The sequence below is a fragment of the Streptomyces sp. MMCC 100 genome, from assembly GCF_041538145.2.
In the GTDB taxonomy this organism is placed as follows: domain Bacteria; phylum Actinomycetota; class Actinomycetes; order Streptomycetales; family Streptomycetaceae; genus Streptomyces.
The window spans coordinates 2559423-2584009 of sequence record NZ_JBGORK020000001.1 but is presented as its reverse complement, the minus strand read 5'-3'; the positions used below and the strand labels follow the sequence as shown (position 1 = coordinate 2584009).

General features: G+C 72.2%; 24 protein-coding genes. 9 read left to right on the top strand and 15 right to left on the bottom strand.

Going from position 1 to position 24587, the window contains the following annotated elements:
• Nucleotides 1-2 precede the first annotated feature (2 nt).
• The 3 genes from ABS735_RS11985 to ABS735_RS11975 are packed head-to-tail and all read right to left on the bottom strand — an operon-like array spanning nucleotide 3 to nucleotide 2968.
• The gene (locus ABS735_RS11985) at nucleotides 3-1811 is read right to left on the bottom strand and encodes a sodium/solute symporter (protein WP_373906066.1); all 1809 of its coding nucleotides are present in this window, start codon (nucleotides 1809-1811) and stop codon (nucleotides 3-5) included.
• Nucleotides 1808-2203 (bottom strand): hypothetical protein, encoded by a 396-nt coding sequence (locus tag ABS735_RS11980; RefSeq protein ID WP_373906067.1) that lies wholly within the window; start codon nucleotides 2201-2203, stop codon nucleotides 1808-1810. The genes ABS735_RS11985 and ABS735_RS11980 overlap by 4 nt, the downstream gene beginning before the upstream one ends.
• A gap of 3 nt (nucleotides 2204-2206) precedes the next feature.
• Nucleotides 2207-2968: a LytR/AlgR family response regulator transcription factor gene (locus ABS735_RS11975; RefSeq protein ID WP_373906068.1), complete on the bottom strand. Its 762-nt coding sequence runs from the start codon at nucleotides 2966-2968 to the stop codon at nucleotides 2207-2209.
• A 77-nt stretch (nucleotides 2969-3045) separates the two neighbouring features.
• On the opposite strand from ABS735_RS11975, the gene ABS735_RS11970 reads away from it, so the two are divergent.
• From ABS735_RS11970 to rocD, 3 genes are all read left to right on the top strand, one after another.
• On the top strand, nucleotides 3046-3549 hold the full coding sequence (locus tag ABS735_RS11970) for an Lrp/AsnC family transcriptional regulator (protein ID WP_061446010.1): 504 nt from the start codon (nucleotides 3046-3048) through the stop codon (nucleotides 3547-3549).
• A 125-nt stretch (nucleotides 3550-3674) separates the two neighbouring features.
• Nucleotides 3675-4523, top strand: a complete 849-nt coding sequence (ddaH, locus tag ABS735_RS11965; RefSeq protein WP_373906069.1) for a dimethylargininase — start codon at nucleotides 3675-3677, stop codon at nucleotides 4521-4523.
• Nucleotides 4520-5743 (top strand): ornithine--oxo-acid transaminase, encoded by a 1224-nt coding sequence (gene rocD / locus ABS735_RS11960; RefSeq protein WP_373906070.1) that lies wholly within the window; start codon nucleotides 4520-4522, stop codon nucleotides 5741-5743. The genes ddaH and rocD overlap by 4 nt, the downstream gene beginning before the upstream one ends.
• Before the next feature lie 15 nt (nucleotides 5744-5758).
• Here rocD and ABS735_RS11955 read toward each other — a convergent pair whose 3' ends face one another.
• Nucleotides 5759-6214: an RpiB/LacA/LacB family sugar-phosphate isomerase gene (locus ABS735_RS11955; RefSeq protein WP_373906071.1), complete on the bottom strand. Its 456-nt coding sequence runs from the start codon at nucleotides 6212-6214 to the stop codon at nucleotides 5759-5761.
• A 141-nt stretch (nucleotides 6215-6355) separates the two neighbouring features.
• Here ABS735_RS11955 and ABS735_RS11950 point away from each other — a divergent pair, with 141 nt between their 5' ends.
• Nucleotides 6356-7870 (top strand): MFS transporter, encoded by a 1515-nt coding sequence (locus ABS735_RS11950; protein WP_373906072.1) that lies wholly within the window; start codon nucleotides 6356-6358, stop codon nucleotides 7868-7870.
• A gap of 105 nt (nucleotides 7871-7975) precedes the next feature.
• Here ABS735_RS11950 and ABS735_RS11945 read toward each other — a convergent pair whose 3' ends face one another.
• Nucleotides 7976-11176: a M28 family peptidase gene (locus ABS735_RS11945; protein WP_373906073.1), complete on the bottom strand. Its 3201-nt coding sequence runs from the start codon at nucleotides 11174-11176 to the stop codon at nucleotides 7976-7978.
• Between the two features lie 235 nt (nucleotides 11177-11411).
• Nucleotides 11412-12842, bottom strand: a complete 1431-nt coding sequence (locus tag ABS735_RS11940) for an NsdA family TPR-like regulatory protein (protein WP_373906074.1) — start codon at nucleotides 12840-12842, stop codon at nucleotides 11412-11414.
• Between the two features lie 216 nt (nucleotides 12843-13058).
• Between ABS735_RS11940 and ABS735_RS11935 the strand changes: the two genes are divergently transcribed.
• On the top strand, nucleotides 13059-13781 hold the full coding sequence (locus ABS735_RS11935; protein ID WP_373906075.1) for a lysophospholipid acyltransferase family protein: 723 nt from the start codon (nucleotides 13059-13061) through the stop codon (nucleotides 13779-13781).
• A gap of 83 nt (nucleotides 13782-13864) precedes the next feature.
• Nucleotides 13865-14893, top strand: coding sequence for an NAD-dependent epimerase/dehydratase family protein (locus tag ABS735_RS11930; protein WP_373906076.1), 1029 nt, complete (start codon nucleotides 13865-13867; stop codon nucleotides 14891-14893).
• A gap of 66 nt (nucleotides 14894-14959) precedes the next feature.
• Here ABS735_RS11930 and ABS735_RS11925 read toward each other — a convergent pair whose 3' ends face one another.
• The 8 genes from ABS735_RS11925 to ABS735_RS11890 form a co-directional block, all read right to left on the bottom strand.
• Nucleotides 14960-16573, bottom strand: coding sequence for an alpha/beta hydrolase (locus ABS735_RS11925; RefSeq protein WP_373906077.1), 1614 nt, complete (start codon nucleotides 16571-16573; stop codon nucleotides 14960-14962).
• 153 nt (nucleotides 16574-16726) lie between these two features.
• Nucleotides 16727-17491, bottom strand: coding sequence for an urease accessory protein UreD (locus tag ABS735_RS11920; protein WP_373906225.1), 765 nt, complete (start codon nucleotides 17489-17491; stop codon nucleotides 16727-16729).
• Nucleotides 17488-18165, bottom strand: a complete 678-nt coding sequence (gene ureG / locus ABS735_RS11915) for an urease accessory protein UreG (protein WP_373906078.1) — start codon at nucleotides 18163-18165, stop codon at nucleotides 17488-17490. The genes ABS735_RS11920 and ureG overlap by 4 nt, the downstream gene beginning before the upstream one ends.
• 171 nt (nucleotides 18166-18336) lie before the next feature.
• On the bottom strand, nucleotides 18337-19011 hold the full coding sequence (locus ABS735_RS11910; protein ID WP_373906079.1) for an urease accessory protein UreF: 675 nt from the start codon (nucleotides 19009-19011) through the stop codon (nucleotides 18337-18339).
• A gap of 8 nt (nucleotides 19012-19019) precedes the next feature.
• On the bottom strand, nucleotides 19020-20741 hold the full coding sequence (locus tag ABS735_RS11905; protein WP_373906080.1) for an urease subunit alpha: 1722 nt from the start codon (nucleotides 20739-20741) through the stop codon (nucleotides 19020-19022).
• Nucleotides 20734-21045: an urease subunit beta gene (locus ABS735_RS11900; protein WP_373906081.1), complete on the bottom strand. Its 312-nt coding sequence runs from the start codon at nucleotides 21043-21045 to the stop codon at nucleotides 20734-20736. Before ABS735_RS11900 ends, ABS735_RS11905 begins: the two co-directional genes overlap by 8 nt.
• Nucleotides 21046-21059: 14 nt before the next feature.
• Nucleotides 21060-21362, bottom strand: a complete 303-nt coding sequence (locus ABS735_RS11895; protein WP_356868088.1) for an urease subunit gamma — start codon at nucleotides 21360-21362, stop codon at nucleotides 21060-21062.
• 281 nt (nucleotides 21363-21643) lie between these two features.
• Nucleotides 21644-21925: a type II toxin-antitoxin system Phd/YefM family antitoxin gene (locus ABS735_RS11890; protein WP_373906082.1), complete on the bottom strand. Its 282-nt coding sequence runs from the start codon at nucleotides 21923-21925 to the stop codon at nucleotides 21644-21646.
• A gap of 113 nt (nucleotides 21926-22038) precedes the next feature.
• On the opposite strand from ABS735_RS11890, the gene ABS735_RS11885 reads away from it, so the two are divergent.
• The 3 genes from ABS735_RS11885 to ABS735_RS11875 all read left to right on the top strand — a co-directional run bounded on the left by ABS735_RS11885 (nucleotide 22039) and on the right by ABS735_RS11875 (nucleotide 24069).
• Entirely contained in the window at nucleotides 22039-22683 is a 645-nt protein-coding gene (locus tag ABS735_RS11885) for an ATP-dependent Clp protease proteolytic subunit (RefSeq protein ID WP_373906083.1), read from the top strand.
• An 8-nt stretch (nucleotides 22684-22691) separates the two neighbouring features.
• On the top strand, nucleotides 22692-23000 hold the full coding sequence (locus tag ABS735_RS11880; protein WP_373906084.1) for a hypothetical protein: 309 nt from the start codon (nucleotides 22692-22694) through the stop codon (nucleotides 22998-23000).
• A 595-nt stretch (nucleotides 23001-23595) separates the two neighbouring features.
• The gene (locus ABS735_RS11875) at nucleotides 23596-24069 is read left to right on the top strand and encodes a C40 family peptidase (RefSeq protein WP_373906085.1); all 474 of its coding nucleotides are present in this window, start codon (nucleotides 23596-23598) and stop codon (nucleotides 24067-24069) included.
• On the opposite strand, the gene ABS735_RS11870 is transcribed toward ABS735_RS11875, so the two are convergent.
• Nucleotides 24040-24552 carry an ATP-binding protein gene (locus ABS735_RS11870; RefSeq protein ID WP_373906086.1) on the bottom strand — a complete coding sequence of 171 codons (513 nt, stop codon included), beginning with the start codon at nucleotides 24550-24552 and terminating at the stop codon, nucleotides 24040-24042. The genes ABS735_RS11875 and ABS735_RS11870 overlap by 30 nt on opposite strands.
• Between the last annotated feature and the right edge of the window lie 35 nt (nucleotides 24553-24587).

The window sequence follows — 24587 nt, the reverse complement described above, 5'->3', positions numbered from 1 at the left end:
GCTCACCGCGTCGTCTCCCTGCGCCGACCGACCGCCGCCTGCGGATCGTCGGTACGCGGATCCTCCGTACGCAGGTCCTCCGTACGCAGTTCTTCCGCGCGCAGGTCCTCCGTGCCCAGCTCCTCCGGCAGGTGGAAGCGGGCCAGGATCGCCGCCGTCCCGGCCGGGACCCGGCCCGGGGTGGCCAGGGAGACCAGCACCATCGTGAGGAAGCCCAGCGGCACGGACCACAGGGCGGGCCAGGCCAGCAGCGCGTGCAGCGCCCCGCCGCCGCCCGGGAAGCCGCCCATCGTGGCCGCCACGGCGAGCAGGGCGGAGCCGCCGCCCACCAGCATCCCGGCGGCCGCGCCGGGCGGGGTCAGCCGCCGCCACCAGATGCCGAGCACGAGCAGTGGGCAGAAGGAGGAGGCGGACACGGCGAAGGCGAGACCGACGGCGTCGGCGACCGGCAGCCCGCCGACCAGCGCACTCGCCGCCAGGGGCACGGCCATGGCGAGCAGGGTGCCGAGCCGGAAGTGCGGCACGGCGCGGGACGGCAGCACGTCCTGGGTGAGCACGCCCGCGACGGCCATGGTGAGCCCCGACGCGGTGGACAGGAACGCGGCGAAGGCGCCGCCCGCGACCAGCGCGCCGAGCAGGTCGCCGCCCACTCCCCCGATCACCCGGTCCGGCAGCAGCAGGACCGCGGCGTCGGCTTCGCCGGTCAGGGTCAGCTCGGGGGCGTAGAGGCGGCCGAGGGCGCCGTAGAGGGGCGGCAGCAGGTAGAAGGCGCCGATCAGGCCGAGCACGGCGACGGTGGTGCGGCGGGCGGCGACGCCGTGCGGGCTGGTGTAGAAGCGGACCACGACGTGCGGCAGGCCCATGGTGCCCAGGAACGTGGCCAGGATCAGGCCGTACGTGGCGTACAGCGGGCGTTCCGTGCGGCTCTCGGCCCGGGAGGGTGACAGGGCGTCGTCGGCACCGCGTCCGGCGGCCGGGACGGGGGTGTCCGCGGCGAAGGTGAGGCGGGTGCCGGCCTCGATGCGGTGGGTGCCGGTGGGCAGGGCGACGCGGGTGCCGTCGTGGGCGCGGCCGTCCACGGTGCCGTCGACGGTGACCGTCAGCGGCTGCTCGAGCTTGAGGGTGAGGGTGTCGTGGACGCGGACCGAGCGCTGCTCGCGGAACGTGGCGGGTTCCTCGAAGGGGCGGCCGGGGGCGCCGTCGCCCTGCCAGGCCAGCACCAGGAAGAGGGCGGGGACGAGCAGGGCGGTGAGTTTGAGCCAGAACTGGAAGGCCTGGACGAAGGTGATGCTGCGCATGCCGCCGGCGGCGACGATGGCGGTGACGACGACGGCGACGATCACTCCGCCGAGCCGGTCGGGGGCCCCGCTGAGCACGGTCAGCGTCAGTCCGGCGCCCTGGAGCTGCGGCAGCAGGTAGAGCCAGCCCACCCCGACGACGAAGGCCCCCGCGAGCCGCCGTACCCCCTGGGAGGCGAGCCGGGCCTCGGCGAAGTCGGGCAGCGTGTAGGCGCCCGAGCGGCGCAGCGGGGCGGCGACGAAGAGGAGCAGGACCAGGTATCCGGCGGTGTAGCCGACCGGGTACCAGAGCATGTCGGGGCCCTGGACGAGGACGAGTCCGGCGATGCCGAGGAAGGAGGCGGCGGAGAGGTACTCGCCGCTGATGGCGGCGGCGTTGAGGCGCGGGCCGACGGTGCGGGAGGCGACGTAGAAGTCGGATGTGGTCCGGGAGATGCGCAGGCCGAAGGCGCCGACGAGGACGGTGGCCACGACGACGAGGGCGACGGCGGGTATGGCGTAGCCGGAGTTCATCGGTCCTCGACGAGGCGTACGAAGTCGCGTTCGTTGCGCTCGGCGCGGCGCACGTACCAGCGGGCGAGGAGGACCAGCGGGGCGTACAGGCCGAAGCCGAGGACGGCCCACTCCAGGTGGCGGGCGTCGGGCAGCGCCGCGAACAGCAGCGGGAGCGGGCCGACGAGGAGGCCGAGGACCGCGAGGGCGGTGAGACCGGCGCGCAACTGGCTGCGCATCAGGGAACGCACGTAGGTGTGGCCGAGGGTGGTCTGCTCGTCGATCTCGGTGCGCGGTCGGTAGTGGCCGGAGGACTGGGGGTACCGCCCGCGCGAGCGGAGCCGGGCGTGGGGGACGGTGCGCCGGGCCGGGCCGGTGACGGTGACGCGGCGTTCGGCGGGGTCCTGGGGCACGGTTCACGGCCTCCGCATGAGCAGGTCCCGCAGTTCGCGGGCGTGACGCCGGCTGACCTGGAGCTCCTCGGTGCCGACCAGGACGCTGACGGTCCCCGCGTCCAGGCGGAGTTCGCCGATGTGGCGCAGGGCGACGAGGTGGCGGCGGTGGATGCGGACGAAGCCCCGGGCGCGCCAGCGCTCCTCCAGGGTGGACAGCGGGATGCGGACGAGGTGGCTGCCCCGGTCGGTGTGGAGACGGGCGTAGTCGCCCTGGGCCTCGACGTGGGTGATGTCGTCGACGGGGACGAAGCGGGTGACGCCGCCGAGTTCGACGGTGATGTGGTCGGGATCGGGTTCGTGCACGGGTATGCGCGGGGCGGGCACGGCGGTGGTGCCGCGCTGTTCGGCGGCCCGGCGCACCGCTTCCGCCAGCCGCTCCCTGCGCACCGGTTTGAGCACGTAGTCGACGGCCTTGAGGTCGAAGGCCTGGACGGCGAAGTCCTCGTGCGCGGTGACGAACACGACCAGCGGCGGCCGGGCGAAGCCGGTGAGCAGCCGGGCGAGGTCCAGTCCGTCGAGGCCCGGCATCTGGATGTCGAGGAAGACGACGTCGATGGCGTCGGGACCGTCGGGGCCCGACTCCAGGGCCCGGTTGATGCGGCGCAGCGCCTCGGTGGCGTCGCTCGCGCCCTCAGCGGTGCCGATGCGGGGGTCGGCGTTCAGCAGGTACACGACTTCCTCGAGCGTGGGGCGTTCGTCGTCGACAGCCAGGGCGCGCAGCATGAAGGTGGAGTGTAGGGGCGATCCGAGCGCCTGCACACGCCTGCGACGTGCCGGTATCCGCTGGATACAGTGCCCGCATGAACAGCAGGCCCGCTTCCTTCGACGAACTCGACCGGAAGATCGTCACCGCCCTGATGGAGAACGCCAGGACGTCCTTCGCCGAGATCGGCGCGGAGATCGGACTGTCCTCGACGGCGGTCAAGCGCCGGGTGGACCGGCTGCGCGAGACGGATGTGATCACCGGGTTCACGGCGACGGTACGGCCCTCCGCGCTGGGGTGGCGCACGGAGGCGTACGTGGAGGTGTACTGCGAGGGTGCGGCGCCGCCGCGACGGCTCGCGGAGGTCGTACGGGGCTACCCGGAGATCACGGCGGCGATGACGGTGACCGGGGGCGCGGACGCGCTGCTGCACGTGCGGGCGCGGGACGTGGAGCACTTCGAGGAGGTGCTGGAGCGGATCCGTGCGGAGCCGTTCATCCGGAAGACGATCAGTGTGATGGTGCTGTCCCACCTGATCCCGGACAGTCCGGAGGCGGGAGCCGCCCTGCTCGCTCCGGACGGCGCAGCGGACGTGCGCTGACCGGGCGTACAACGCAGCGATCCTGCGGGAACACGCAGCTTTCATCGCTTGTCGGGCTCGGGCGTCACTTCCTACCGTGGTGTCAACACCCCGTCACACACCGTGAAAAGCGGAGGTACCCCTCTGTGACCGAGTCCCGTGTGCCGCGCCGGCGGCGCTTCGTGGTCTGCGAACCCAGACACTTCGCCGTGCAGTACGCGATCAACCCGTGGATGGCCACCGACCGACCGGTCGACGTCATCCGCGCCCTCGACCAGTGGCAGGCGCTGGTCGACACCTACCGTGCCCACGGCCACACCGTGGACACCGTGGCCCCGGTTCCCGGCCTGCCCGACATGGTCTTCGCCGCGAACTGCGCGGTCGTGGTCGAGGGCCGGGTCTTCGGTTCCCTCTTCCACGCGCCCGAGCGACGCCCGGAGTCCGTGCCCTTCGAGGCGTGGTTCAAGACGGAGGGCTTCGAGGTCCACCATCCCGAGTCGGTCTGCGAGGGCGAGGGCGACCTGGTCCCGGCCGGCCGCTGGATCCTGGCCGGCACGGGGTTCCGCACCACCCGCGCGGCGCACCGCGAGGTGCAGGAGTTCTTCGGCGTGCCGGTGATCTCATTGACCCTCGTGGACCCGTACTTCTACCACCTGGACACGGCACTCTTCGTGCTCGACGACGGAACGGGCGGGAACGGGGGGAACGGCGGGAACATCGCCTACTACCCCGGCGCCTTCTCGCCCGGCAGCCGCGAGGTGCTGGAGCGGCTCTACCCGGACGCGGTGATCGCCACCCGCGAGGACGCGATGGCGTTCGGGCTCAACTCGGTGTCCGACGGACGGCACGTGTTCATCGCGCCCGAGGCGCGGGAACTGGCCGACCGGCTCGCCGGGCTCGGCTACGTGCCCGTCCCCGTCGACCTGTCCGAGTTCCACAAGGCCGGTGGCGGCATCAAGTGCTGCACCCAGGAGATCCGGGAGACCCGCTCATGACCGCACCCGCCCGCGCCACCCGCGGCTCCGAGGAACTGATCCGCGCCGAGGAGCCCGTCCTCGCGCACAACTACCACCCGCTGCCCGTCGTGGTCGCCCGTGCGGAGGGCGCCTGGGTCGAGGACGTGGAGGGCCGCCGCTACCTGGACATGCTGGCCGGCTACTCGGCGCTCAACTTCGGCCATCGCCACCCGGCGCTGATCGAGGCCGCCCACCGGCAGCTGGACCGGCTCACCCTCACCTCGCGCGCCTTCCACAACGACCGTCTCGCGGGCTTCGCCGAGCGCCTGGCCGCCCTGACCGGCACGGACATGGTGCTGCCCATGAACACCGGCGCGGAGGCGGTGGAGAGCGGCATCAAGGTGGCCCGCAAGTGGGCCTACGACGTCAAGGGCGTCCCGGCCGACCGGGCGACGATCGTGGTCGCCGCGGACAACTTCCACGGCCGTACGACGACGATCGTCAGCTTCTCCACCGACGAGACGGCCCGCTCCGGCTTCGGCCCCTTCACCCCCGGCTTCCGGATCGTCCTGTACAACGACCTGGCGGCGATGGAGGCGGCGGTCGACGAGACGACGGCGGCCGTGCTGATCGAGCCGATCCAGGGCGAGGCGGGCGTGCTCATCCCGGACGACGGCTATCTGGCGGGCGTGCGGGAGCTGACCCGGCGCAAGGGCTGTCTGTTCGTCGCGGACGAGATCCAGTCGGGTCTGGGCCGCACGGGGCACACCCTGGCCGTCGAGCACGAGTCGGTCGTGCCGGACGTGGTGCTGCTCGGCAAGGCGCTGGGCGGCGGCATCGTCCCCGTGTCGGCGGTGGTGGGCCGCCGGGACGTGCTCGGTGTGCTGCACCCGGGCGAGCACGGTTCGACGTTCGGCGGCAATCCGCTGGCCGCGGCGGTGGGCACGGCGGTGGTGGAGCTGCTGGAGACCGGCGAGTTCCAGCGCCGGGCGGCCGAGCTGGGCACGGTGCTGCGCGAGGGTCTGGCCGCCCTGGTCGGCAAGGGCGTCGTCGGCTTCCGGGCACGGGGGCTGTGGGCGGGCGTCGACGTGGACCCGGCGCTGGGCAGCGGACGCGAGATCAGTGAGCGGCTGATGCGCGAGGGCATCCTCGTCAAGGACACCCACGGCTCCACGATCCGCCTGGCCCCGCCGCTGACCGTCACGGCCGAGGAGCTGTCGGGAGCCCTCGGGACGCTGGAGAAGGTCCTGACCTCCTGACCCGTCCGCCGGGGTTCACCGAGCGGCTCGGCCCCGGTCGAGCCGCTCCACGTGCGTGACGTTGTCCCGGTCCTCGGCGTCCTGGCTCGGCCCGGCCGCGAACCAGGCGTCGAGGATCTCCCGCAGCAGCGGCCCGGACGTCAGCCGCAGGCCGATCGCGAGCACGTTGGCGTCGTTCCAGCGGCGCGCCCCGTCGGCGGTGTACGCGTCGGTGCACAGGGCCGCGCGGACGCCCGGCACCTTGTTGGCGGCGATCGACGCGCCGGTGCCGGTCCAGCAGCACACCACGGCCTGGTCGGCCCGTCCCTCGGCGACCTCGCGCGCCGCCCGCTCGGAGCAGACGGCCCACCGCGGGTCCGCCCCGCGGTCCAGCGCGCCGTACGCGCGCACCTCGTGGCCGCGACCGCGCAGCTCTTCGACGAGGAGCCGGGCGACGGGTTCGTCCATGTCGGAGGAGACGGAGATACGCATGTGCGAAGCGTACTCACCGGCCGCTCACCTCATCGGCTCAATCACATGACCGAAGTCACGACCATACCCAGCATGATCGGGGGAACGGGTACGAGCTGAGAGACGTACGACCGAGCAGGACTCCGCCCGGAGTGTCTGCGCGTGGAAAGGGAGGCCGCCACGTCCCCCACCGAGAACGGCCCAGAGACCGACGCCGCGGCGGTGCGCCGCCACCCCGCCCTGTTCCGGGCCATCAAGCGTCGGAAGAACCCCCGACTGCGCCGGTCGGACATCACCATCACGGACGAGGCCGCGGTCAAGCGAGCCGTGAAGGCGGCCTCTCTCGGCAATGCCATGGAGTGGTTCGACTTCGGCATCTACGCCTACCTCGCGGGCACCATCGGCCGCGTGTTCTTCCCGTCCGGGAGCGACACCGCGCAGCTGCTCTCCTCGTTCGCCACGTTCGCCGTGGCGTTCCTGGTGCGCCCGATCGGCGGCATGGTCTTCGGCCCGATGGGGGACAAGATCGGCCGCAAGAAGGTGCTCGCGCTGACGATGATCCTCATGGCGATCGGCACCGCCGCCATCGGGTTCATCCCCAGCTACGACTCGATCGGCTTCTGGTCGCCGCTGCTGCTGATCCTGTTCCGCCTGCTCCAGGGCTTCTCCACCGGCGGAGAGTACGGCGGCGCGTCCACCTTCATCGCCGAGTACGCGCCCGACAAGCGGCGCGGTTTCTTCGGCAGCTTCCTGGAGCTGGGCACGCTGGCCGGGTACACCGGCGCCGCCAGTCTCGTCACCGCGCTGACGGCGGGGCTGGGCAGCGACACGATGGACGCGTGGGGCTGGCGGATCCCCTTCCTCGTCGCTGCGCCGCTGGGCATCGTGGGTATCTATCTGCGGCTGAAGCTGGACGACACGCCCGCGTTCCTGAAGCTGGAGGACTCCAACGTCCACATCTCGGATGCGGCGACCGCGGTGGAGACCACCGCGCGGGGCGACCTCGCCAAGATCTTCCGCACCCACTGGCGGGCGCTGGTGCTGTGCATCGCGCTGGTCGGCGCGTACAACATCACGGACTACATGCTGCTGTCGTACATGCCGACGTACCTGTCGGACGAGCTGGACTACAGCGAGAGCCACGGTCTGATGATCCTGGTGGCGACGATGGTGCTGCTGATGCTGATCATCAACCAGGTCGGCCGGCTCTCCGACCACTTCGGCCGCAAGCCCGTCCTGATGACCGGCATGATCGGGTTCTTCGTCCTGTCCGCCCCGGCGTTCCTGCTGGTGCAGGAGGGCAGTCTGCTCGCCGTCTCGGGCGGCATGCTGATGCTCGGCCTGTCGCTGGTCTGTCTCCTGGGCACGATGTCGGCGGCGCTCCCGGCGATGTTCCCGACCAACGTCCGGTACGGGTCGCTGTCGGTCGGCTACAACCTGTCGGCGTCGATCTTCGGCGGCACCACGCCGCTGGTGATCACCGCGCTGATCAGCCTGACGGACTCCGACATGATGCCGGCCTACTACGCGATGGCCGCCGCGCTGGTCGGTGTCGTGGCCGTGGCCTGCATGCGGGAGACGGCCCAGAAGCCGCTGGCGGGCTCCCCGCCGTCGGTGGGGAGCGAGGAGGAGGCGGCGGAGATCGTCGAGGCGCAGGCCCCGACGCCGAAGTTCTGACGCCGGAGGCGTGGGCACGCGCCGGCGGGGCGGTGGGGTTCTGTGCGAACCACACCGCCCCGTCGGCGTGTCGGGCGTGTTCAGTCGTGTGCCGGCAGACGGGTGTCAGAGGCGCTGCCACAGGGCGGGGACGTTCGGCGGCTCCCAGCCGGGGTAGGCGGTGTGGCCCTGGATGCACCGGTAGCTGACGCCGTCGTAGGTCACCACGTCACCGGCCGCGTAGGTGGCTCCCAGCTGCCAGGTGGTCTCACCGCCGTCGTCGCCGGACACGGTGAGGGTGTACGTGGTGGTGTGCGTGACGGTGCCCGTGCCCGTGAGGGTCAGGGTGTAGGTACCGGCGCTCGTGCCCGCGGCGACCTGGACCGTGGCGGTCGAGGACTGGCCGGAGGTGACCGCGTCCGGAGTGAAGCTCACGCTCACGCCGGTCGGCGCACCGGACGCCGACAGCCGCACGTTCTGCGCGTCGCCGCTGGTCGTGGCGGTGTTCACGGTGACCGTCGCGGAGCTGCCCGGCTCGACCGTGCCCGAGGACGGGTCGGCGGAGAGCGAGAAGTCGTCGGCCGGGGTGGACGTGTCGCCGACGGCGGTCTTCCAGATCGTGTACGCGATGCCGTCGGAGCTGCGGTTCAGGGCGGTGGCGCTGATGTTGGAGGTCGTGTCGCAGGCGGAGTGGTAGCACGGGTCGTAGGACCGGCCCGCGGTGCCGCCCCACTTGGCGGCCTCGGTGGACGACTTGATCGCGGAGGCACCGGTGGCGTAGCCCGAGGTGGGGATGCCGACCTGCTGGAACGAGTAGTCGTCGGAGCGGCCCTGGCCCTCGACGTTCTCCTGCGGCGCGAGGCCGAGGGAGGTCCAGTACTCCCGCATCGGGGCGGAGGCCGCGGAGGTCAGGTTGTTGATGAAGTAGCCGCCGTTGACGGAGGCGACCATGTCGAAGTTGTAGTACGCCTTGATCCTGGAGCGGTCGGTCGTGGAGAGGTTGCGGGCGTAGAAGTCGGAGCCGTTCAGGCCCTGCTCCTCGTCGGTCCACCAGGCGAAGCGGACGCGGTTCTTCATGGTCGGGTTCTGCTCGGCCAGGGTGAGTGCCGTCTGAAGGAGCGCGGCGGAACCGGAACCGTTGTCGTTGATGCCGGGGCCGGCCGAGACGCCGTCGAGGTGGGCGCCGAACATGTAGACGCTGTTCGCGTCGCCCTCGGGCCACTCGGCGATCAGGTTGTTGCCCGCGCCGGCGGAGCAGCCGGAGGCGCAGGTCTGCTCGGTGACGGTGTAGCCGGCCGCCTGGAGCCTGCCCTTCACGTACGCGAGGGAGGCGTCGTATCCGGAGCCGGTGGACCGGCGGTTGCCGCCGTTCTGCGCGGCGATGGAGCCGAACTGCGCCAGGTGGGCCTGCACCTGGGCGACGTCGACGTCGGGCGGCGTGCCCGGGTTGTTGCCGCCGCCCACGGTGAGGGTGTACTGGGCGGTGTGGCTCTTGCTGCCGGCCGTGCCCTTGACCGTGATCGAGTACGTCCCGGCGGCGGTGCCGGACGTGGTGGCGACGCGCATCGTCGAGCCGGCGCCGGAGGTCACCGTCGACGGGCTGAAGGTGACGCTCACGCCGGCCGGGGCGCCGGTGGCCGTCAGGGAAACCTGCTGGGCGCTGCCGGTGACGGTGGTGGTGTTGACCGTGGCGTTGACCGCGGAGCCGGCCTCGACGTTGCCGCTCGCCGGGCTGAGGGCCAGCGAGAAGTCGGTCTCCTGCCCGGCGCAGGTGGGTTCGCCGCTCTGGGCCGGGATGTCGATCGCGTTCCAGGCCGCCTTGGTGGCGTCGAACAGATCGCAGGACGCGTCCAGGTTCTTGGCCGCGGTGAGGGTGGCGGTGCGGTACCGCTTGTAGGTCATGCCGCTGGTCTTGAGCAGCATCGCGCCGTAGAAGATCTTTCCGGCGTTCTGGATGCCGACGCCGGTCACCTGGCTGCCGTCACAGGTGGGGCTGGAGGGCTTGCCGCCACCTGGGTCGGAGCCCTCGGCGAGGAGGTAGAACCAGTGGTTCATCGGCCCGGCGGCCGCGTGCTCCTCGGTGTTCGGGATGGAGGCGGAGTAGCAGGTGGGGTCGTTGTTGACCAGCCGGGGGTTGTACATGTTGCGGATCGGACCGCGGCCCTGGAGGTCGATCTCCTCGCCGACGGTGTAGTCCGGGGTGTCGTACGGGGACGGCTGGTTCGCGTAGGCCTCGGTCAGGGCGCCCATGATGTCGCCGGTGGCCTCGCCCAGGCCGCTCTCGTGGTTGGCGCCGCCGGGGGTGTAGCTGTCAAGGCCGTGGCCGAACTCGTGGCCCACCACGTCCATGCCGGCGATCCACTTGCCGGCGCTGTTGTGGCCGATGGTGACCCGGGAGCCGTCCCAGTAGGCGTTGAGCTGGTTGAGGCCGACGAGGACCGGCCAGCTGCCGCCGTTGCCGTTGTGGCCGTTGCGGCCGAGCCAGTCGCGGAGCATGTCCGACTCTTTCTGCGCCGCGTACATGACGTCGACGCAGCCGGTCTCCTTGCTGGAGGCGTTGCCGGTGCCCCAGTCGTCGTCCGGTCCGGTGAAGAGGCCGCCGTTGTAGTCCGAGCACTGCAGGCCGGGCCGGGTGGTGTCGCGCAGGGCGTACTGGCTGCCGGAGCGGGAGGTGTCGATGGTCAGCGGGTTCGGGCCGTTCCACTCGCTGTGGCCGGTGCCGGCCTTCACGTCGTCGTAGCTGTCGACGACCTTGCCGGTGCGGGCGTCGACGAAGACGTGCAGCTTGCTGGGCACGTGCTCCTTGGTCGTGCCGGTGAGCACGGTCTCCCAGGCGAGGGTCTGGACGTCGTCCTTGACCCGGACCACCAGCCGCTCGGAGTCGACCTTGTCGACCTTCGCGAGCCGCTCGCGGCTGGTCCTCACCGCCTGCTCGGCCTTGATCCCGGCCTTGGTGGGGACGGCGATCGCGGCCTCGGTGGCGGACTGGACGGCGCGGACCTTCCCCTTGCCGTCGGCGAGGACGACGGCGTCGCCGCCGACCACCGGCAGACCGTTGTAGGTGCGCTCGTAGGCGACGGAGAACAGGTCCTTGTCCCAGGGGGTGACCTGGTGGCGGTCGTACTGCTCGTCGGGGCCGCCGGCGACGAGGGCGTCGAGCCCGCTGCGTACGGCCTGGTCGGCCGCGGCGACGGCCCTCTCGACGGGGGTGGGTTCCGCCGCGGAGGGCGCGGACCGCTCCGAGGCCGAGGCGAGGGAGGTCGGTACCACCACCCCTGCGAGTGTCATGGCCAGGACTGTCCCGGCCACCGCGGTCTGTCTGAGCATCGTGGCTCCTTGTGAGAGTGGGGAGGCTCCTTGCGGGCCGGCCCGGGCCGTGACATGCCGGACGCGCACCCCTGGGGTGCGGGGACGCGTCCATCGGGTGTCATTTGCATGTCATGTCGCGGGCTGGCGGAACCCTCACACCCCGCCGCACCGGAATCAACGGCTCCGCGGGCGCGGTACCGTCCTGTCAAAATCCGGCAAGTACCGGTGCGCGTCGGAGAGGTGCCCCCGCGCCTCACTCCCCCGCGTCCAGCAGCCGCTCCCGGTATGCCCTGACCTCCGGCAGGTCGGCCCACTCCCCGGCGAGCCGGCTGTGCAGGCCGCGCAGTTCGGCGGTGACCATCGACTCGCGCGAGCGCAGGGCCTCCGGCAGGACCTCCGAGGCGAGGGCGACCGCGGCGCCGGGATCGCCGGCACACGCCCAGCTGTCCGCCAGCCGCAAGGTGAGCAGCAGCCGGGCGCCCCGCATCTGGGACGGTACCTGCGCGCGCGAGCGTGCGGTGGCGTCGACCGCACGCCTGGCCGCCGTACGGTCCCCGGTCGCCACGGCGAGGTCGCGCAGGGCGCCGCCGATCGCCGAGTCGACCCGCATCGCGCCCTCGGCCCCGGCCATCCACGGCGCCTCCAGGTGGTCCCGCCGGTCGAGGCGGGCGAATCCCCGCCGGGCCAGGGAGATGTGACGGCGGCACTGAGCCGCGTCGCCCGCCAGGGCGTGGCCCCGCGCCTGATAGAGGTCCGACAGGGTGGCCGTCCACCGGCGCCGCCCGTCCACCGCGCCGATGCCCTGCGCGTACCCGAGCATCAGCGAGGGGTCCCCGTCGAGCCGGACCAGGGTGCACATGTCACTGAGCAGGGTGGCGCGGGCCGGCGCGTCCTGGACGGCGTCCGCCCAGCGCAGCCCGTGGCCGAACCAGGCCATCGCCACGCCGATCTGCCCGCGCTCCATCCGCAGCCGGCCGGCGACCTGGGCGTACTGCGCGGCGAGCCGCAACTGCCCGTACGGCAGCCGCCCCGCGGAGTTGACCTCACCGGCCCAGCGCGCCAGGGCCCGCAGCAGCCCCTCGACGGCCGTCACGCGGCCCTCGTGCCGGAACGCCTCGCGGATCAGACAGGCCAGGACGGCGGTGAGGCCGTGCAGCAACTCCCCCTCGGCGACCGCCGCTCCGGTGCCCGTGCCCCACCAAGGGGCCGGACCGCCGCCCGCCGGAACCGGCCCGTCGAGCAGCGCCGGTAACTCGCCCGGCTCGGGCACCGCGCACCCGGCGGTGCCGTGCAGCGGGCACACCAGCCCCTCGGCGGGCAGCCGCGCGGGCCACATCCGGGGGTCCGGTGCCCCCCGCCCCTCGGGGGCGCCGGCGCCGGGCAGCGGCGCGAACAGCGCCGGGTCGGCCGGAAACCGGCCCGGTCGCCGCGGCGTCTCGCGCGGCGCGGCGACGATCGCGGCCAGCTCACCGCCCGTCTCCAGCACCGCGTCGAGCCGGCGCACCAGTCCCACGGGCGGCTCGCGCAGGCCCGCCTCGAGTTTGCTCACGGCCGAGTGGTGGTAGCCCACCCGCAGGCCGAGTTGCAACTGGGTGAGCCCGGCCGCCCTGCGCAGGGAGCGCAACTGCCGCCCGAACTCCGCCCACGGAGCCCCGGCCGCCGCCCGTGCCGATCCACCGGTCATCCGCCCTCCCCCGGTCGTGCCGCCGCCGCGGGCCGTGCGCCGCCCGGGCTTCGCGCATGCCGCTACCGGACAGCACAGAGGACGGGGTATGCCGCGTCAATCGAGTTGACCGAAGAGCGGCCGAACCGGTCCCGTCCGGTTTCGGCGCGGTCGGGCTACGATCGATCACCGGTCGCGGACGACCGGCCGAGAGCCCGGAGAACTGGGAGACACACCGTGTTCTACTACGTGCTCAAGTACGTACTGCTGGGCCCGCTGCTGAGGGTCGTCTTCCGCCCCCGGATCGAGGGCCTGGACCATGTGCCGGGGTCGGGGGCGGCCATCGTCGCGGGCAACCACCTCTCCTTCTCTGACCACTTCCTCATGCCCGCGGTGCTCAGACGCCGCATCACCTTCCTCGCCAAGGCCGAGTACTTCACCGGGCCGGGCCTCAAGGGCAGGCTGACCGCGTTCTTCTTCCGCAGCGCCGGGCAGATCCCCGTCGACCGCTCCGGCAAGGAGGCGGGACAGGCCGCGATCCGCGAGGGGCTCGGTGTACTGGGCAGGGGCGAGTTGCTCGGCATCTACCCGGAGGGCACCCGTTCGCACGACGGCCGGCTGTACAAGGGCAAGGTCGGCGTCGCGGTGATGGCGCTCAGGGCCGGGGTGCCGGTCGTGCCCTGCGCGATGATCGGCACCTTCGAGGCGCAGCCGCCGGGCCGGAAGATCCCGAAGCTGCACCCGGTGGTCATCCGCTTCGGCGAGCCCCTCGACTTCTCCCGCTACGCGGGCCTGGAGGGCGAGAAGGCCGTGCTGCGCGCCGTCACCGACGAGATCGTCTACGCGATCCTCTCCCTCTCCGGCCAGGAGTACGTCGACCGGTACGCGGCGGACGTGAAGGCCGAGGAAGCCGCGAAGGCCGCCCAGGGCCGTAGGTTCCCCCGGCTGCCGCACCGCTAGGGCCGCGTCCGGCCGGGGAGCCCTCGTCTGCCCTCGGCAGAAGAACGTGGCCGGACGGGCGGCCGGGCGCCTACCGTCGCCGTATGACACGTGCAGTGGTGATCGGGGCGACGGGACAGATCGGACGGGCGGCGGTCGACGCGCTGGCCCGGGACGGCTGGGCGGTGACGGCCGTCTCGCGGGGCGGCGACCGGGACGCGGGGTGGCCCGAGGACGTACGGGTGGTGCGGGCCGACCGGGAGGACGACGCGGCGCTGTCCGCGGCGGTGGGCGAGGGCTGCGACGTCCTCGTGGACATGGTGGCCTACGGGGAGCGGCAGGCGCGGCAGTTGGTCTCGCTCGCCGGGCGGGTCGGCTCGGCGGTGGTCATCTCCAGCGTGTCGGTCTACGAGGACGACAAGGGCCGCAACTTCGACACGCAGGCCGAGCCCGACGGCTTCCCCGAGTACCCGGTGCCGATCACGGAGGCGCAGCGCACCGTCCGCCCGGGCGACGACACGTACAGCACCGGCAAGGCGGCGCTGGAGCGGGAACTCCTCGCGGCGGGCGACCGGTTGCCGGTGACGCTGTTGCGGGCGGGCGCGATCCACGGCCCGTACTGCCGGAGTCCGCGCGAGCTGTACTTCGTCAAGCGCAACCTCGACGGCAGGCGCCGGCGCGTGCTCGCGTACGCCGGTGCGAGCCGCTTCCACCCGGCGAGCGTGCGCAACATCGCCGAGCTGATCCGGCTGGCCGCGCCTCGGCCGGGCACGCGCGTCCTGAACGCGGTGGACCCGGACGCCCCGACGGTGGCGGAGATCGCGGCGGCGATCGACGCGGTGATGGGCGTCCGGACGCGGGACGTGCTGGTGGACGGCCCGCCGCCGGTGGAGGGCGTGGGAGACACCCCGTGGTCCGGGTCGGCGCCGGTGGTGTGCGACATGAGCGCGGCCCGGGAGCAACTGGGCTACCGCCCGGTGGCCCGGTACGCCGACACCCTGCCGGAGACGGTCGCCTTCATCGAGGAGCGGCTGGCCGGGCGGGACTGGCGGGAGGCGTACCCGAAGATGTTCCAGGCGTACGGCGACCTCTTCGACTACGCGGCGGAGGACGCCTGGGCCGAGGGGCGGTAGCGACAGGCAAGGGAGGGGGCGACCGGTCGGACCGGTCGCCCCCTCCCTTCGTATCCGCCCGCCGGGCTACGGCTTGGGCGTGGCGTGCGGCGCGCAGGTCACGTCGCGGGCGTCCACCTTGCCGGTGAGCAGGTAGGTGTCGACCCGGTCGTTGACGCACGGGTTGACCAGTCCGGTGACGCCGTGCGAGCCGGCGTCCCGCTCGGTGATGAGCCGGGAACCCTTGAACCGCTGGTGCAGTTCGACGGCGCCCGCGTACGGGGTGGCCGCGTCCCGCTCGGACTGGACGATCAGTACCGGCGGAAGTCCCTTGCCGGTCTTGACGTTCAGCGGGGTCTGCTGCTTGACCGGCCAGGTGGCGCACGGCAGGTTCATCCAGGCGTTGGCCCAGGTCATGAACGGGTGGTCGCGGTGCAGCTTGGTGTTGTCGCGGTCCCAGGTGCGCCAGTCGGTGGGCCACTTGGCGTCGGTGCACTCGACGGCCGTGTAGACGGCGTTGCCGTTCTCCGCGGAGGCGTTGCCCGCGGTGTCGGTCAGGTCGGGGGCGGCGGCGTCGACGAGGGCCTGGGTGTCACCGGCGACGTACTTGCTGAAGATCTCGGCGGTCGGCGCCCAGGCGGAGTCGTAGTACGGGGCGCTCTGGAAGAAGGAGATCAGCTCGGCCGGTCCGACGATGCCGCCCAGCGGCTCCTTCGCGGCGGCGGCGCGCAGCTTCAGCCACTGGTCCTGCACCTCGGCGCGGGTGTCGCCGAGGTGGTAGGCGGCGTCGTTCGCGGCCACCCAGTCCTGCCAGTCCTTCCAGCGGCCCTCGAAGGCGACGTCCTGGTCCAGGTTGGCCTGGTACCAGATCTTGTCGCGGGACGGGTTGACGACGCTGTCGACGACCATCCGGCGCACGTGGCCCGGGAAGAGGGTGCCGTAGACGGCGCCGAGGTAGGTGCCGTAGGAGACGCCGAGGTAGTTGAGCTTCTTCTCGCCGAGCGCGGCGCGGATGACGTCGAGGTCGCGCGCGGTGTTCGGCGTGGTCATGTGCGGGAGCATCGCGCCGCTGCGTTCGAAGCAGCCCTCGGCGTACTCGCGGGCGAGCTTGCGCTGGGCGAGCTTGTCGGCCTCCGAGCCGGGCACGGGGTCGGCCTTGGGCGCCTTGACGAACTTCTGCGGGTCGACGCAGGAGATGGGCGCGGAGTGGCCGACGCCGCGCGGGTCGAAGCCGACGAAGTCGTAGGCCTTGGCCGTCTTGGCCCACACCGCGCTCTTGCTGGTGACGCGGGCCGGGAAGCGCAGGCCGGAGCCGCCGGGGCCGCCGGGGTTGTAGACGAGCGCGCCCTGGCGCTCGCTCTTGGTGCCGGTGTTGCCGATGCGGTCGACGGCGAGCTTGATCTGCTTGCCGAACGGCTTGGCGTAGTCCAGCGGCACCGTGACGTAACCGCACTGGATGGGCTTCGGCAGGTTCCAGTCGGCGGCGCAGTCCTCCCAGTCGACGCCCGCACGGGCGGCGCGGGCGGCGGCGACGGCGGCACCGCGCGCCTCCCGGTCCCAGCCCCGCGCGTGCCCGTGGCCGTCTGACGGGGTGGCGCTCGCGGCGGGTGCCGAGACGGCACCGGCTATCAGCGTGGCGGTGACCAGCGCTCCGGCCGTGCCGAACGCGGTCGCCCTCCGCGGCATGCTGCTCTTCCTCAAGTGACCCTCCCCGTACGTGTTCGCGACAAGTACGGGGATCCTCGCGGCTGTGGGATTCCTGAGAACAGAGCCAGTGCTACTTCTTTGCCAATCCGATAAACGGAGAAAGGCGTTCGATCGGCGGACCCGTCGGCCGACTCGTCGACGGGAACCTCAGTCCAGCGTGGCCAGCGCCCCGTCCAGCAGCCGTCGCAGCCGCAGCGCGTCCGGTGCCACGGCGGTCACCAGCGCGGCGGGCCCGGCGAGCGGCATGACGGCCGCGCCCTCCTCGAACACGCGCGCCGCCGGTGGCTCGCCGGCGAACCCGGGCCGTACGACGACCAGCTGGCCGACCGCACGGTGTCCCGCCAGCCCGGCCGGTCCGTCCCAGCCGCCCGGCGCGCCGGGCCCGCAGGCCAGCTCCTGGTCGAGAACGCACCGCCCGTCGATCCGTACGGTCAGACGACTGGTGAGGCGCCCCGGTTCCTCCCCGGCCCGCCCGAGCACCTGCTCCTCGCGCAGCAGCAGCCGCGCCCCGGCGGCGAGGTCGACGGACGTGGTGACGCTCAGGTCGCTGCCCCCGGCACAGATCAACTGCTCCGGCAGCCAGCACAGTTCGGCGTCGTCGTCGACGCTGAGCCGGACGTCGTAGCGGGCCCCGGCCTTGTCCTGGCCGGGCAGCGCGAGGGTGGCGGCGGCCGAGCCGACCCGCAACCGGGCTCCCGGGGCCGCGTGGACCCCCACCTCGAAGTGGTCGCCACCGAGGGGCCCGCTCATCGCGCCGACCAGCATCACCCGGGCCTCGGCACCGCTCCCCCGGGTCCGCCGCACGGCAAGGGGCCCCTCGCCCTCGAGGACCGGCAGCACGGTGCCACCGCGCCCGTCGCGGCGGGCGAGAACGCGGGCGCTCGCCCGGACACCGCCCGGGGCGGTGGTCACGCGGTCCACGCGGCGATCCGCTCCCGCACCCAGTCGGCGACCTCCCGCACCCCGTCCTCGCTCCGCAACGACTGGAGGACGACGGGCAGTTCACCGCGCGCCGCCTTGGCGTCGGCGGCCATGCGCGCGAGGTCGGAGCCGACGTACGGCGCGAGGTCGGTCTTGTTGACGATCAGCAGGTCGGCGGTGGCGACACCAGGTCCGCCCTTGCGCGGGATGTCGTCTCCGCCCGCCACGTCGATCACGAACACCTGCGCGTCGACGAGCCCCCGGGAGAAGGTGGCGGTGAGATTGTCCCCACCCGACTCCACCAGGACCAGGTCGAGCGGCCCGACCTCGTCCTCCAGGTCCTCGACGGCCTCCAGGTTGGCGGAGATGTCGTCCCGGATCGCGGTGTGCGGGCAGGCGCCGGTCTCCACGGCAGTGATCCGCTCGGGCGGCAGCACCGCCTCGCGGAGCAGGAACTCGGCGTCCTCCCGGGTGTAGATGTCGTTGGTCACCACGGCGAGGGACAACTCCGCCCGCAGCGCCCGGCACAGCGCGGCGACGGTCGCGGTCTTCCCGGACCCGACGGGCCCACCGAGCCCGATCCGCAGCGCCCGCCTGCTCCCGTCGGGCCGACGGGCGTCGGCGGAGACGGCGGCGGGCAGTTCGAGGTGATGGTCAAGATGCACGAAACAGCTCCTACGAAATCTGGGGTCGGCCCCCTCGGCCCGTCCGGCGCTTGAGGACGAGGCCGTTCAGGCCGAAGGGGGTTCCAGGGGGCAAAGCCCCCTGGCGGGGTCGAAGGGGCAGAGCCCCTGGGGTAGGGAACGGGAAAGGGCGGCGGGGGCGAACCGACCCACCTACGAGGCGAACAACCGCACCGGCCAAGCGGCATGCGCCTCCGCCCCGATCTCGAGCAACGGCGCGGACCGTGCGGGCAGCACACCGACCCCGTCGGTGACCACCCGCTCCGCCACCTCCACGGCGTCCGCGGCGGCCCGGTCCACATCCCCCGCGAGCCGCGCCAGCACCCCCGTCGCGTCGAACGGATCGAGACCGAGCAGCCGCACGACGGCCGTCGCGGGGCCGCTCACCCCCTCGTAGAGGGAGCAGTACGCCGCGTCGAGCGCCCCGAGCCCGGCCGCGCGTGCGGCCAGCCCGAGCACGACGGGCTGGTGGGAGCCCTTGGGGAACAGCGAGGCCAGGGCGTCGAGTTCGGGGCTCGGCCAGGTCGCCCGGGCGGCCCGCATCAGCTGCCGTCCCAGTCTGCGCGCCGCCACCCGCAGAGCGGGGGACGGGGTGCGGGCGTCGGCGGCCCGGTCGAGTTCCCCGGGGTCGACACCGAGGGCGGCGGCCGCCGCGACGCATGCCGCGACGACCCCGTTCGTGTGCAGCCGCCCCCGGCAGAACGCCTCCAGGCTCGCGGCATCCGTGATGCGTCCCGCCCGGACGGCGACCTCCGCCCCGCCGGAGTGCGCGTGCCCTCCGGCGGGGAAGCGGCCGTCCGCGAGGACGAGCAGTGCGGCGCGGCTCATGTCGGCGCTCAGAAGAGGAAGTACCGCTGGGCCAGCGGCAGTTCGGCGACGGGAGCGGGTTCGACGAGTTCACCGTCGATGGTCACGGCGAAGGAGTCCGCGGCGACCTCCACGCGGGGCAGTGCGTCGTTCTGCCGCATGTCGGCCTTGGTCCGGCCGCGCGTGGACCGGATGGGGACGAACGCCCGCCCGAGCCCGAGCCGCTCCGGCAGCCCGTCCTCGACGGCCTGCTCGGAAACGAAGTTGACCGAGTTGGTGGCGGGAGCGGCCCCCGTCGCGCCGAACATCGGGCGCGGCAGGACCGGCTGCGGCGTGGGAATGGAGGCGTTCGCGTCACCCACCTGCGCGTAGGCGATCTGGCCGCCCTTGACGACGAGTTGCGGCTTCACGCCGAAGAAGCGGGGGTCCCACAGCACCAGGTCGGCGAGCTTGCCGGTCTCGACGGAGCCGACCTCGTGCTCGATGCCCTGGGCGACGGCGGGGTTGATGGTGTATTTGGCGACATAGCGACGGGCCCGCAGGTTGTCGGCACGGGTGTCACCGGGCAGGAAGCCGCGCCGCCGCTTCATCACGTGCGCGGTCTGCCAGGTCCGCAGGATCACCTCGCCGATACGGCCCATGGCCTGGGCGTCCGACGACATGATCGAGATCGCTCCCATGTCGTGCAGGATGTCCTCGGCCGCGATGGTGCTGGGCCGGATCCGGGACTCGGCGAAGGCGAGGTCCTCGGGAACGGCCGGGTTCAGGTGGTGGCAGACCATCAGCATGTCGAGGTGTTCCTCGACGGTGTTGACGGTGTGCGGCCGGGTCGGGTTGGTGGACGCCGGCAGCATGTTCGGCAGCGATACCGCCGTGATCATGTCAGGCGCGTGGCCGCCGCCGGCGCCCTCGACGTGGAAGGCGTGCAGGGTGCGGCCCGCGACCGCGTCGAAGGTGTCGCCGACGAAGCCGGCCTCGTTCAGGGTGTCGGAGTGGACGGCGAGCTGGACGCCCGACTCCTCGCACACGTCCAGGCAGGCGGAGATGACGGCGGGGGTCGCTCCCCAGTCCTCGTGGATCTTGAAGCCGAGGACGCCGGCGCGCAGCTGGTCGCGCATGGACTCCTTCGACATGGTGCTGCCCTTGCCGAGGAAGCCGATGTTGACGGGGCTCGACTCCAGGGCGGCGAACATCCACGCGAGGTGCCAGGCGCCGGGCGTGACGGTGGTCGCCTTGCTGCCCTCGGCCGGGCCGGTGCCGCCGCCGATGAGGGTGGTGATGCCGGACGCGAGGGCCTCGTCGACGGCGTTCGGCGCGATGAAGTGGACGTGCGTGTCGATGCCGCCCGCGGTGACGATCTTGCCGTTGCCCGCGACGATCTCCGTCTCGGGGCCGATGACCAGGTCGGGGTGGACGCCGTCCATCGTGTCCGGGTTGCCGGCCTTGCCGATGCCGGTGATCCGTCCGTCGCGGATGCCGATGTCGGCCTTGACGATCCCCCAGTGGTCGATGATCAGGGCTCCGGTGATCACGGTGTCGGGGGCACCCTGGGCACGGGTGGTGCGCGCCTGGCCCATGGACTCGCGCAGTACCTTCCCGCCGCCGAAGACGGCTTCGTCGCCGGAGCGGCCTGGGCCGCCGGAGCGGTCCTCCTCGATCTCGACGAGGAGGTCGGTGTCGGCGAGGCGGACGCGGTCGCCGGTGGTCGGGCCGAACAGGTCGGCGTAGGCGGTGCGGGACAGTTCAGGCATCGAGGGCACCTCCGGTCTCGCCGCGCAGGCCCACGACGACACGGGCACCCGCGAGGGGGATCAGCCGTACGTCGACGGGGATGCCGGGCTCGAACCGGACGGCGGTGCCGGCGGCGATGTCCAGCCGCCTGCCGCGCGCCGCGGCGCGGTCGAACTCGAGACCGGGGTTGACCTCGGCGAAGTGGTAGTGGGAGCCGACCTGGACGGGCCGGTCGGCGGTGTTGAGCACGGTCAGGCGGGTGACTTCCCGGCCTTCGTTGAAGGCGACCGGCTCGTCGGCGAAAAGGATCTCTCCGGGGATCACGACTGCCGCCCCCGTCAGATGATCGGTTCGTGGACGGTGACCAGCTTGGTGCCGTCGGGGAAGGTGGCCTCGACCTGCACGTCGTGGATCATCTCGGGGACGCCCTCCATGACCTCGTCGCGCTGGATCAACTTGCGTCCGGACGACATGAGTTCGCCGACGCTGCGCCCGTCACGGGCACCTTCGAGGATGTGCGCGGTGATCAGCGCGACGACCTCGGGATGATTGAGCTTGACGCCTCGGGCGCGGCGCTTCTCCGCCACGTCCGCGGCCACATGGATGAGCAGTCTCTCCTGCTCGTGCGGGGTCAGTTGCATTTACCACCTCACAGGGCATGACGCCAGGACCCGACGGTCCGGCTGCCGCGGCCACCGCGACGGCTCTAGATGTAACACACATGAATGGGCCGGAATGCACCCACCGGTATTGCAAAGCCGCAGGTGGATCGGGGTGCAGAGTAGGGCTAGAGTGTTACGGCCACGTCACCCGGTTTTGACCGATTGATTACCGGTGCCGTCGGCGATCTCCCGCATGCCCCTTCTCGGTCGACGACGTCCCGCATGCCCACCCCAGGACGGGGACATCCCGCATGCGCGTTCTAGGACGGGTCGGGCCCGCGGTGCTCCGCGGCGATGCCGAAGCGGTGGTGCTCACGGGGTGCCGCGGCGGCCGTGTCGTGGACCGCGGCCACCGAGGTGATCACCTGGGCGTGCGAGGACTCCCGGACCTCCTCCAGTCGCTCGAGGTCGGCGGCGGAGACGAGGGCGACGAGAGGCTTGCCGTGCCGCGTCACGACGACGCGCTCACCGCCGTACACCACCCGGTTGATCAGGTCGGCGAGCTCAGCCCTGGCTTGCGTCACCGGAATCTCGTAGGCCATGACTCCAGCTTACGGTTCCGGCCGAATCCACTCCCCTGGAAAACGTACGTCCTGTACATTTTTTACGGAGACAGCGCAGCAGAAGACGGCTCTGCCCCAAGGAGGGGTTCACCGTGAACCGACCGTCCGCCCGCCATGTCCTGCCCGAGTTCACCGAGCGCACGAGTGCCGGGGCCCGGACGATGGACCCTTACTCCAAGCTGCTCCAGGAGCGGATCGTCTTCCTCGGCACGCCGATCGACGAGACCTCCGCGAACGACGTGATGGCGCAGTTCATGTACCTGGAGCATCAGGCGCCGGACCGCGACATCGAGCTGTACGTCAACTCGCCCGGCGGCTCCTTCACCGCCATGACGGCGATCTACGACACGATGCGCTACGTCGCCTGCGACGTGGCGACGACCTGCCTCGGGCAGGCCGGTTCGTCCGCCGCGGTGCTGCTGGCGGCGGGCACACCGGGCAAGCGCGCCGTACTGCCGGGCGCCCGGGTGGTGATCCACCAGCCGGCGCTGACCGAACCGGTGGAGGGGCAGGCGAGCGACCTCGCCGTCCACGCCGCCGAACTGGTCCGCATCCGCGCCCGCCTGGAGGAGATCCTCGTACGGCACACGGGCCGCACCCCCCGGCAAGTGAACGCCGACATCGAGCGGGACACGATCCTCGACGCCCAACAGGCGCTGGAGTACGGCCTGGTGGACCGGATCGTGCCGGACCGCAGGACGCCGTCCGCCGCGCCCGCCTCGCCCGGCGCGAGGTGATCCCGCCCGTGCAGCCACCCGAGTTGCCCCCACTGCCCGCCCTGACCCGCGCCGAGGCGGAGCTGATCGACCGCTATCTGGACGTCGTCGACCTGCTCGGACGCATCAACCCCGGGCGGGACGGCGACACGTACCGCGGGCTGCGGGCAGCCCAGGCGCTGGTCGGCAAGGCGACGGCACTGCGGGACGCGCTGGCGCTGATGCACCGCCGCGGCGAGACGGAGATGCACGCCGCCACCCTGGCCCGGGCGCTGCGGGTGCTGGACGGCGAGCGGCGGACGGCGCGGGTCGGCCTTCCGCCGCGTTCCGGAAGTTGAGGAAGCCCGAGCCGAGTCACCCGGCCCGAAACAAGCCCGCGCCGGAACAAGCCAGAGCCGAAGCGAACCCGAGCCGAAACGGACTGAGTCGAAACGGACCAAACGACGTACCCCCTTTCGGCGTAGGAACACACCCGGTTCGCAACTGGTCGAAGTTGCGGCACCCGCGCTCACGGTGTGCGGATCGCACCACTGCGCCGCTGGTCCCGGGGCCGCCGCCGCACTCGACGGCGCCTCGGGCGAGAGGGCGTCAACCCGAACGGCTGAGCGGCACGTAACAACACAAAGAGCACGTTCCGTTGGGAATTCCCCCTGGGGCGCGACAAGATCCGTGACTGACGACAAGCCCCCGCCGCAGCGGCGGGGCGGTCCGGGCGGACGCCGAGTCCTGCCGCCGTCCGGACGACCGGTCGCGAGGGAAGTGGATCGGCAGGAGTGGAGGACCCGAGCACGACGGGTCGCCGGCACGGCCGCCTCCGCGAGAGGCGCCGGGCCCAGCGGCCCTTGGGGTGAAGCCGCACACGTGCGGCCGGGCAACTTCGCCAGCCCGAATCCGACAGGTCATCCTTCACAGGCGGCTGACGAAGGGTTGCGCATGTCCGCGCTCAATCGTGTCCCGTCCCTGATGGCTCGTGCCGGTACGGCCTCGGCCCTCACCCTCGCCGCCGTGGGCGGCTCCGTCGTGGTCCCCGGTGTCGCCTCCGAGGCGGCCGCGGCGAGCCATGCGACGAAAGCCCTCAAGATCGCGGCTTCCAAGAAGGGTGCCCCGTACCGATGGGGCGCCACCGGCCCCTACCGGTTCGACTGTTCCGGCCTGACGTTGTACTCGTTCAAGAAGGCCGGCAAGAAGCTGCCCCGCACCGCGGCCCAGCAGTACAACAAGACCAGCCGCGTCTCCGTGAAGAACCGCAAGGCCGGGGACCTCGTGTTCTTCCACTCCGGCAGCAGCGTCTACCACGTCGGCATCTACGCCGGGAAGGGCAGGATCTGGCACGCACCGAAGACCGGCGCCGTGGTGCGCCTGGAGAAGATCTGGACGTCAAGCGTCTGGTACGGCCGGGTCAAGTAGCCCGCCCGCGGGGGTGACGGCGTTCTGCACCGCCGTCACCCCCGCGGGTGCGGCCGGCCGGCCCGGGGGCGTCCAGGGCAGTTCGATCGAGACGGTCTTGCCGCCCTCGCGCGTGGGCCGGACTCTCAGCTTGCCGCCGCACTCGGCGGTCAGCCAGCGGATGATCACCATGCCCCGCCCGTTGTCCTGCTGCACGGCTGCGGGCAGGCGCTTGGGGAAGCGCGGATGGCTGTCGGTGACGCCGATACGCAGCCGCTCGTCGCGGTCGAGGACGAGGTCCACCGTGAAGGTGGGCGACTGTCCCAACGTGTGCTGGACCGCGTTGGTCGCCAGTTCGGAGACGATGAGCCGGACGGTCTCGGACACGTCGGCGTCGGCCGGCAGCCCCCATTCCGCCAGGGTGCCGACCACATAGGTCCGCGCGGCGGCCACCGAGGCCGGATCGCTCGGCAGAGTGACGGATGCTTCCAGATGGTCTGCCATGGCGACGTCGTCCCTTTCTCACGGGACCGCAGGCC

What these genes read in the sequence shown, in the direction of transcription:
- ABS735_RS11985 (WP_373906066.1), bottom strand. Translation starts at nt 1,811, where the DNA reads ATGAACTCCGGCTACGCCATACCCGCCGTCGCCCTCGTCGTCGTGGCC.
- ABS735_RS11975 (WP_373906068.1), bottom strand. Translation starts at nt 2,968, where the DNA reads ATGCTGCGCGCCCTGGCTGTCGACGACGAACGCCCCACGCTCGAGGAA.
- ABS735_RS11970 (WP_061446010.1), top strand. Translation starts at nt 3,046, where the DNA reads ATGAACAGCAGGCCCGCTTCCTTCGACGAACTCGACCGGAAGATCGTC.
- rocD (WP_373906070.1), top strand. Translation starts at nt 4,520, where the DNA reads ATGACCGCACCCGCCCGCGCCACCCGCGGCTCCGAGGAACTGATCCGC.
- ABS735_RS11955 (WP_373906071.1), bottom strand. Translation starts at nt 6,214, where the DNA reads ATGCGTATCTCCGTCTCCTCCGACATGGACGAACCCGTCGCCCGGCTC.
- ABS735_RS11945 (WP_373906073.1), bottom strand. Translation starts at nt 11,176, where the DNA reads ATGCTCAGACAGACCGCGGTGGCCGGGACAGTCCTGGCCATGACACTC.
- ABS735_RS11940 (WP_373906074.1), bottom strand. Translation starts at nt 12,842, where the DNA reads ATGACCGGTGGATCGGCACGGGCGGCGGCCGGGGCTCCGTGGGCGGAG.
- ABS735_RS11930 (WP_373906076.1), top strand. Translation starts at nt 13,865, where the DNA reads ATGACACGTGCAGTGGTGATCGGGGCGACGGGACAGATCGGACGGGCG.
- ABS735_RS11910 (WP_373906079.1), bottom strand. Translation starts at nt 19,011, where the DNA reads ATGAGCCGCGCCGCACTGCTCGTCCTCGCGGACGGCCGCTTCCCCGCC.
- ABS735_RS11905 (WP_373906080.1), bottom strand. Translation starts at nt 20,741, where the DNA reads ATGCCTGAACTGTCCCGCACCGCCTACGCCGACCTGTTCGGCCCGACC.
- ABS735_RS11895 (WP_356868088.1), bottom strand. Translation starts at nt 21,362, where the DNA reads ATGCAACTGACCCCGCACGAGCAGGAGAGACTGCTCATCCATGTGGCC.
- ABS735_RS11890 (WP_373906082.1), bottom strand. Translation starts at nt 21,925, where the DNA reads ATGGCCTACGAGATTCCGGTGACGCAAGCCAGGGCTGAGCTCGCCGAC.
- ABS735_RS11875 (WP_373906085.1), top strand. Translation starts at nt 23,596, where the DNA reads ATGTCCGCGCTCAATCGTGTCCCGTCCCTGATGGCTCGTGCCGGTACG.
- ABS735_RS11870 (WP_373906086.1), bottom strand. Translation starts at nt 24,552, where the DNA reads ATGGCAGACCATCTGGAAGCATCCGTCACTCTGCCGAGCGATCCGGCC.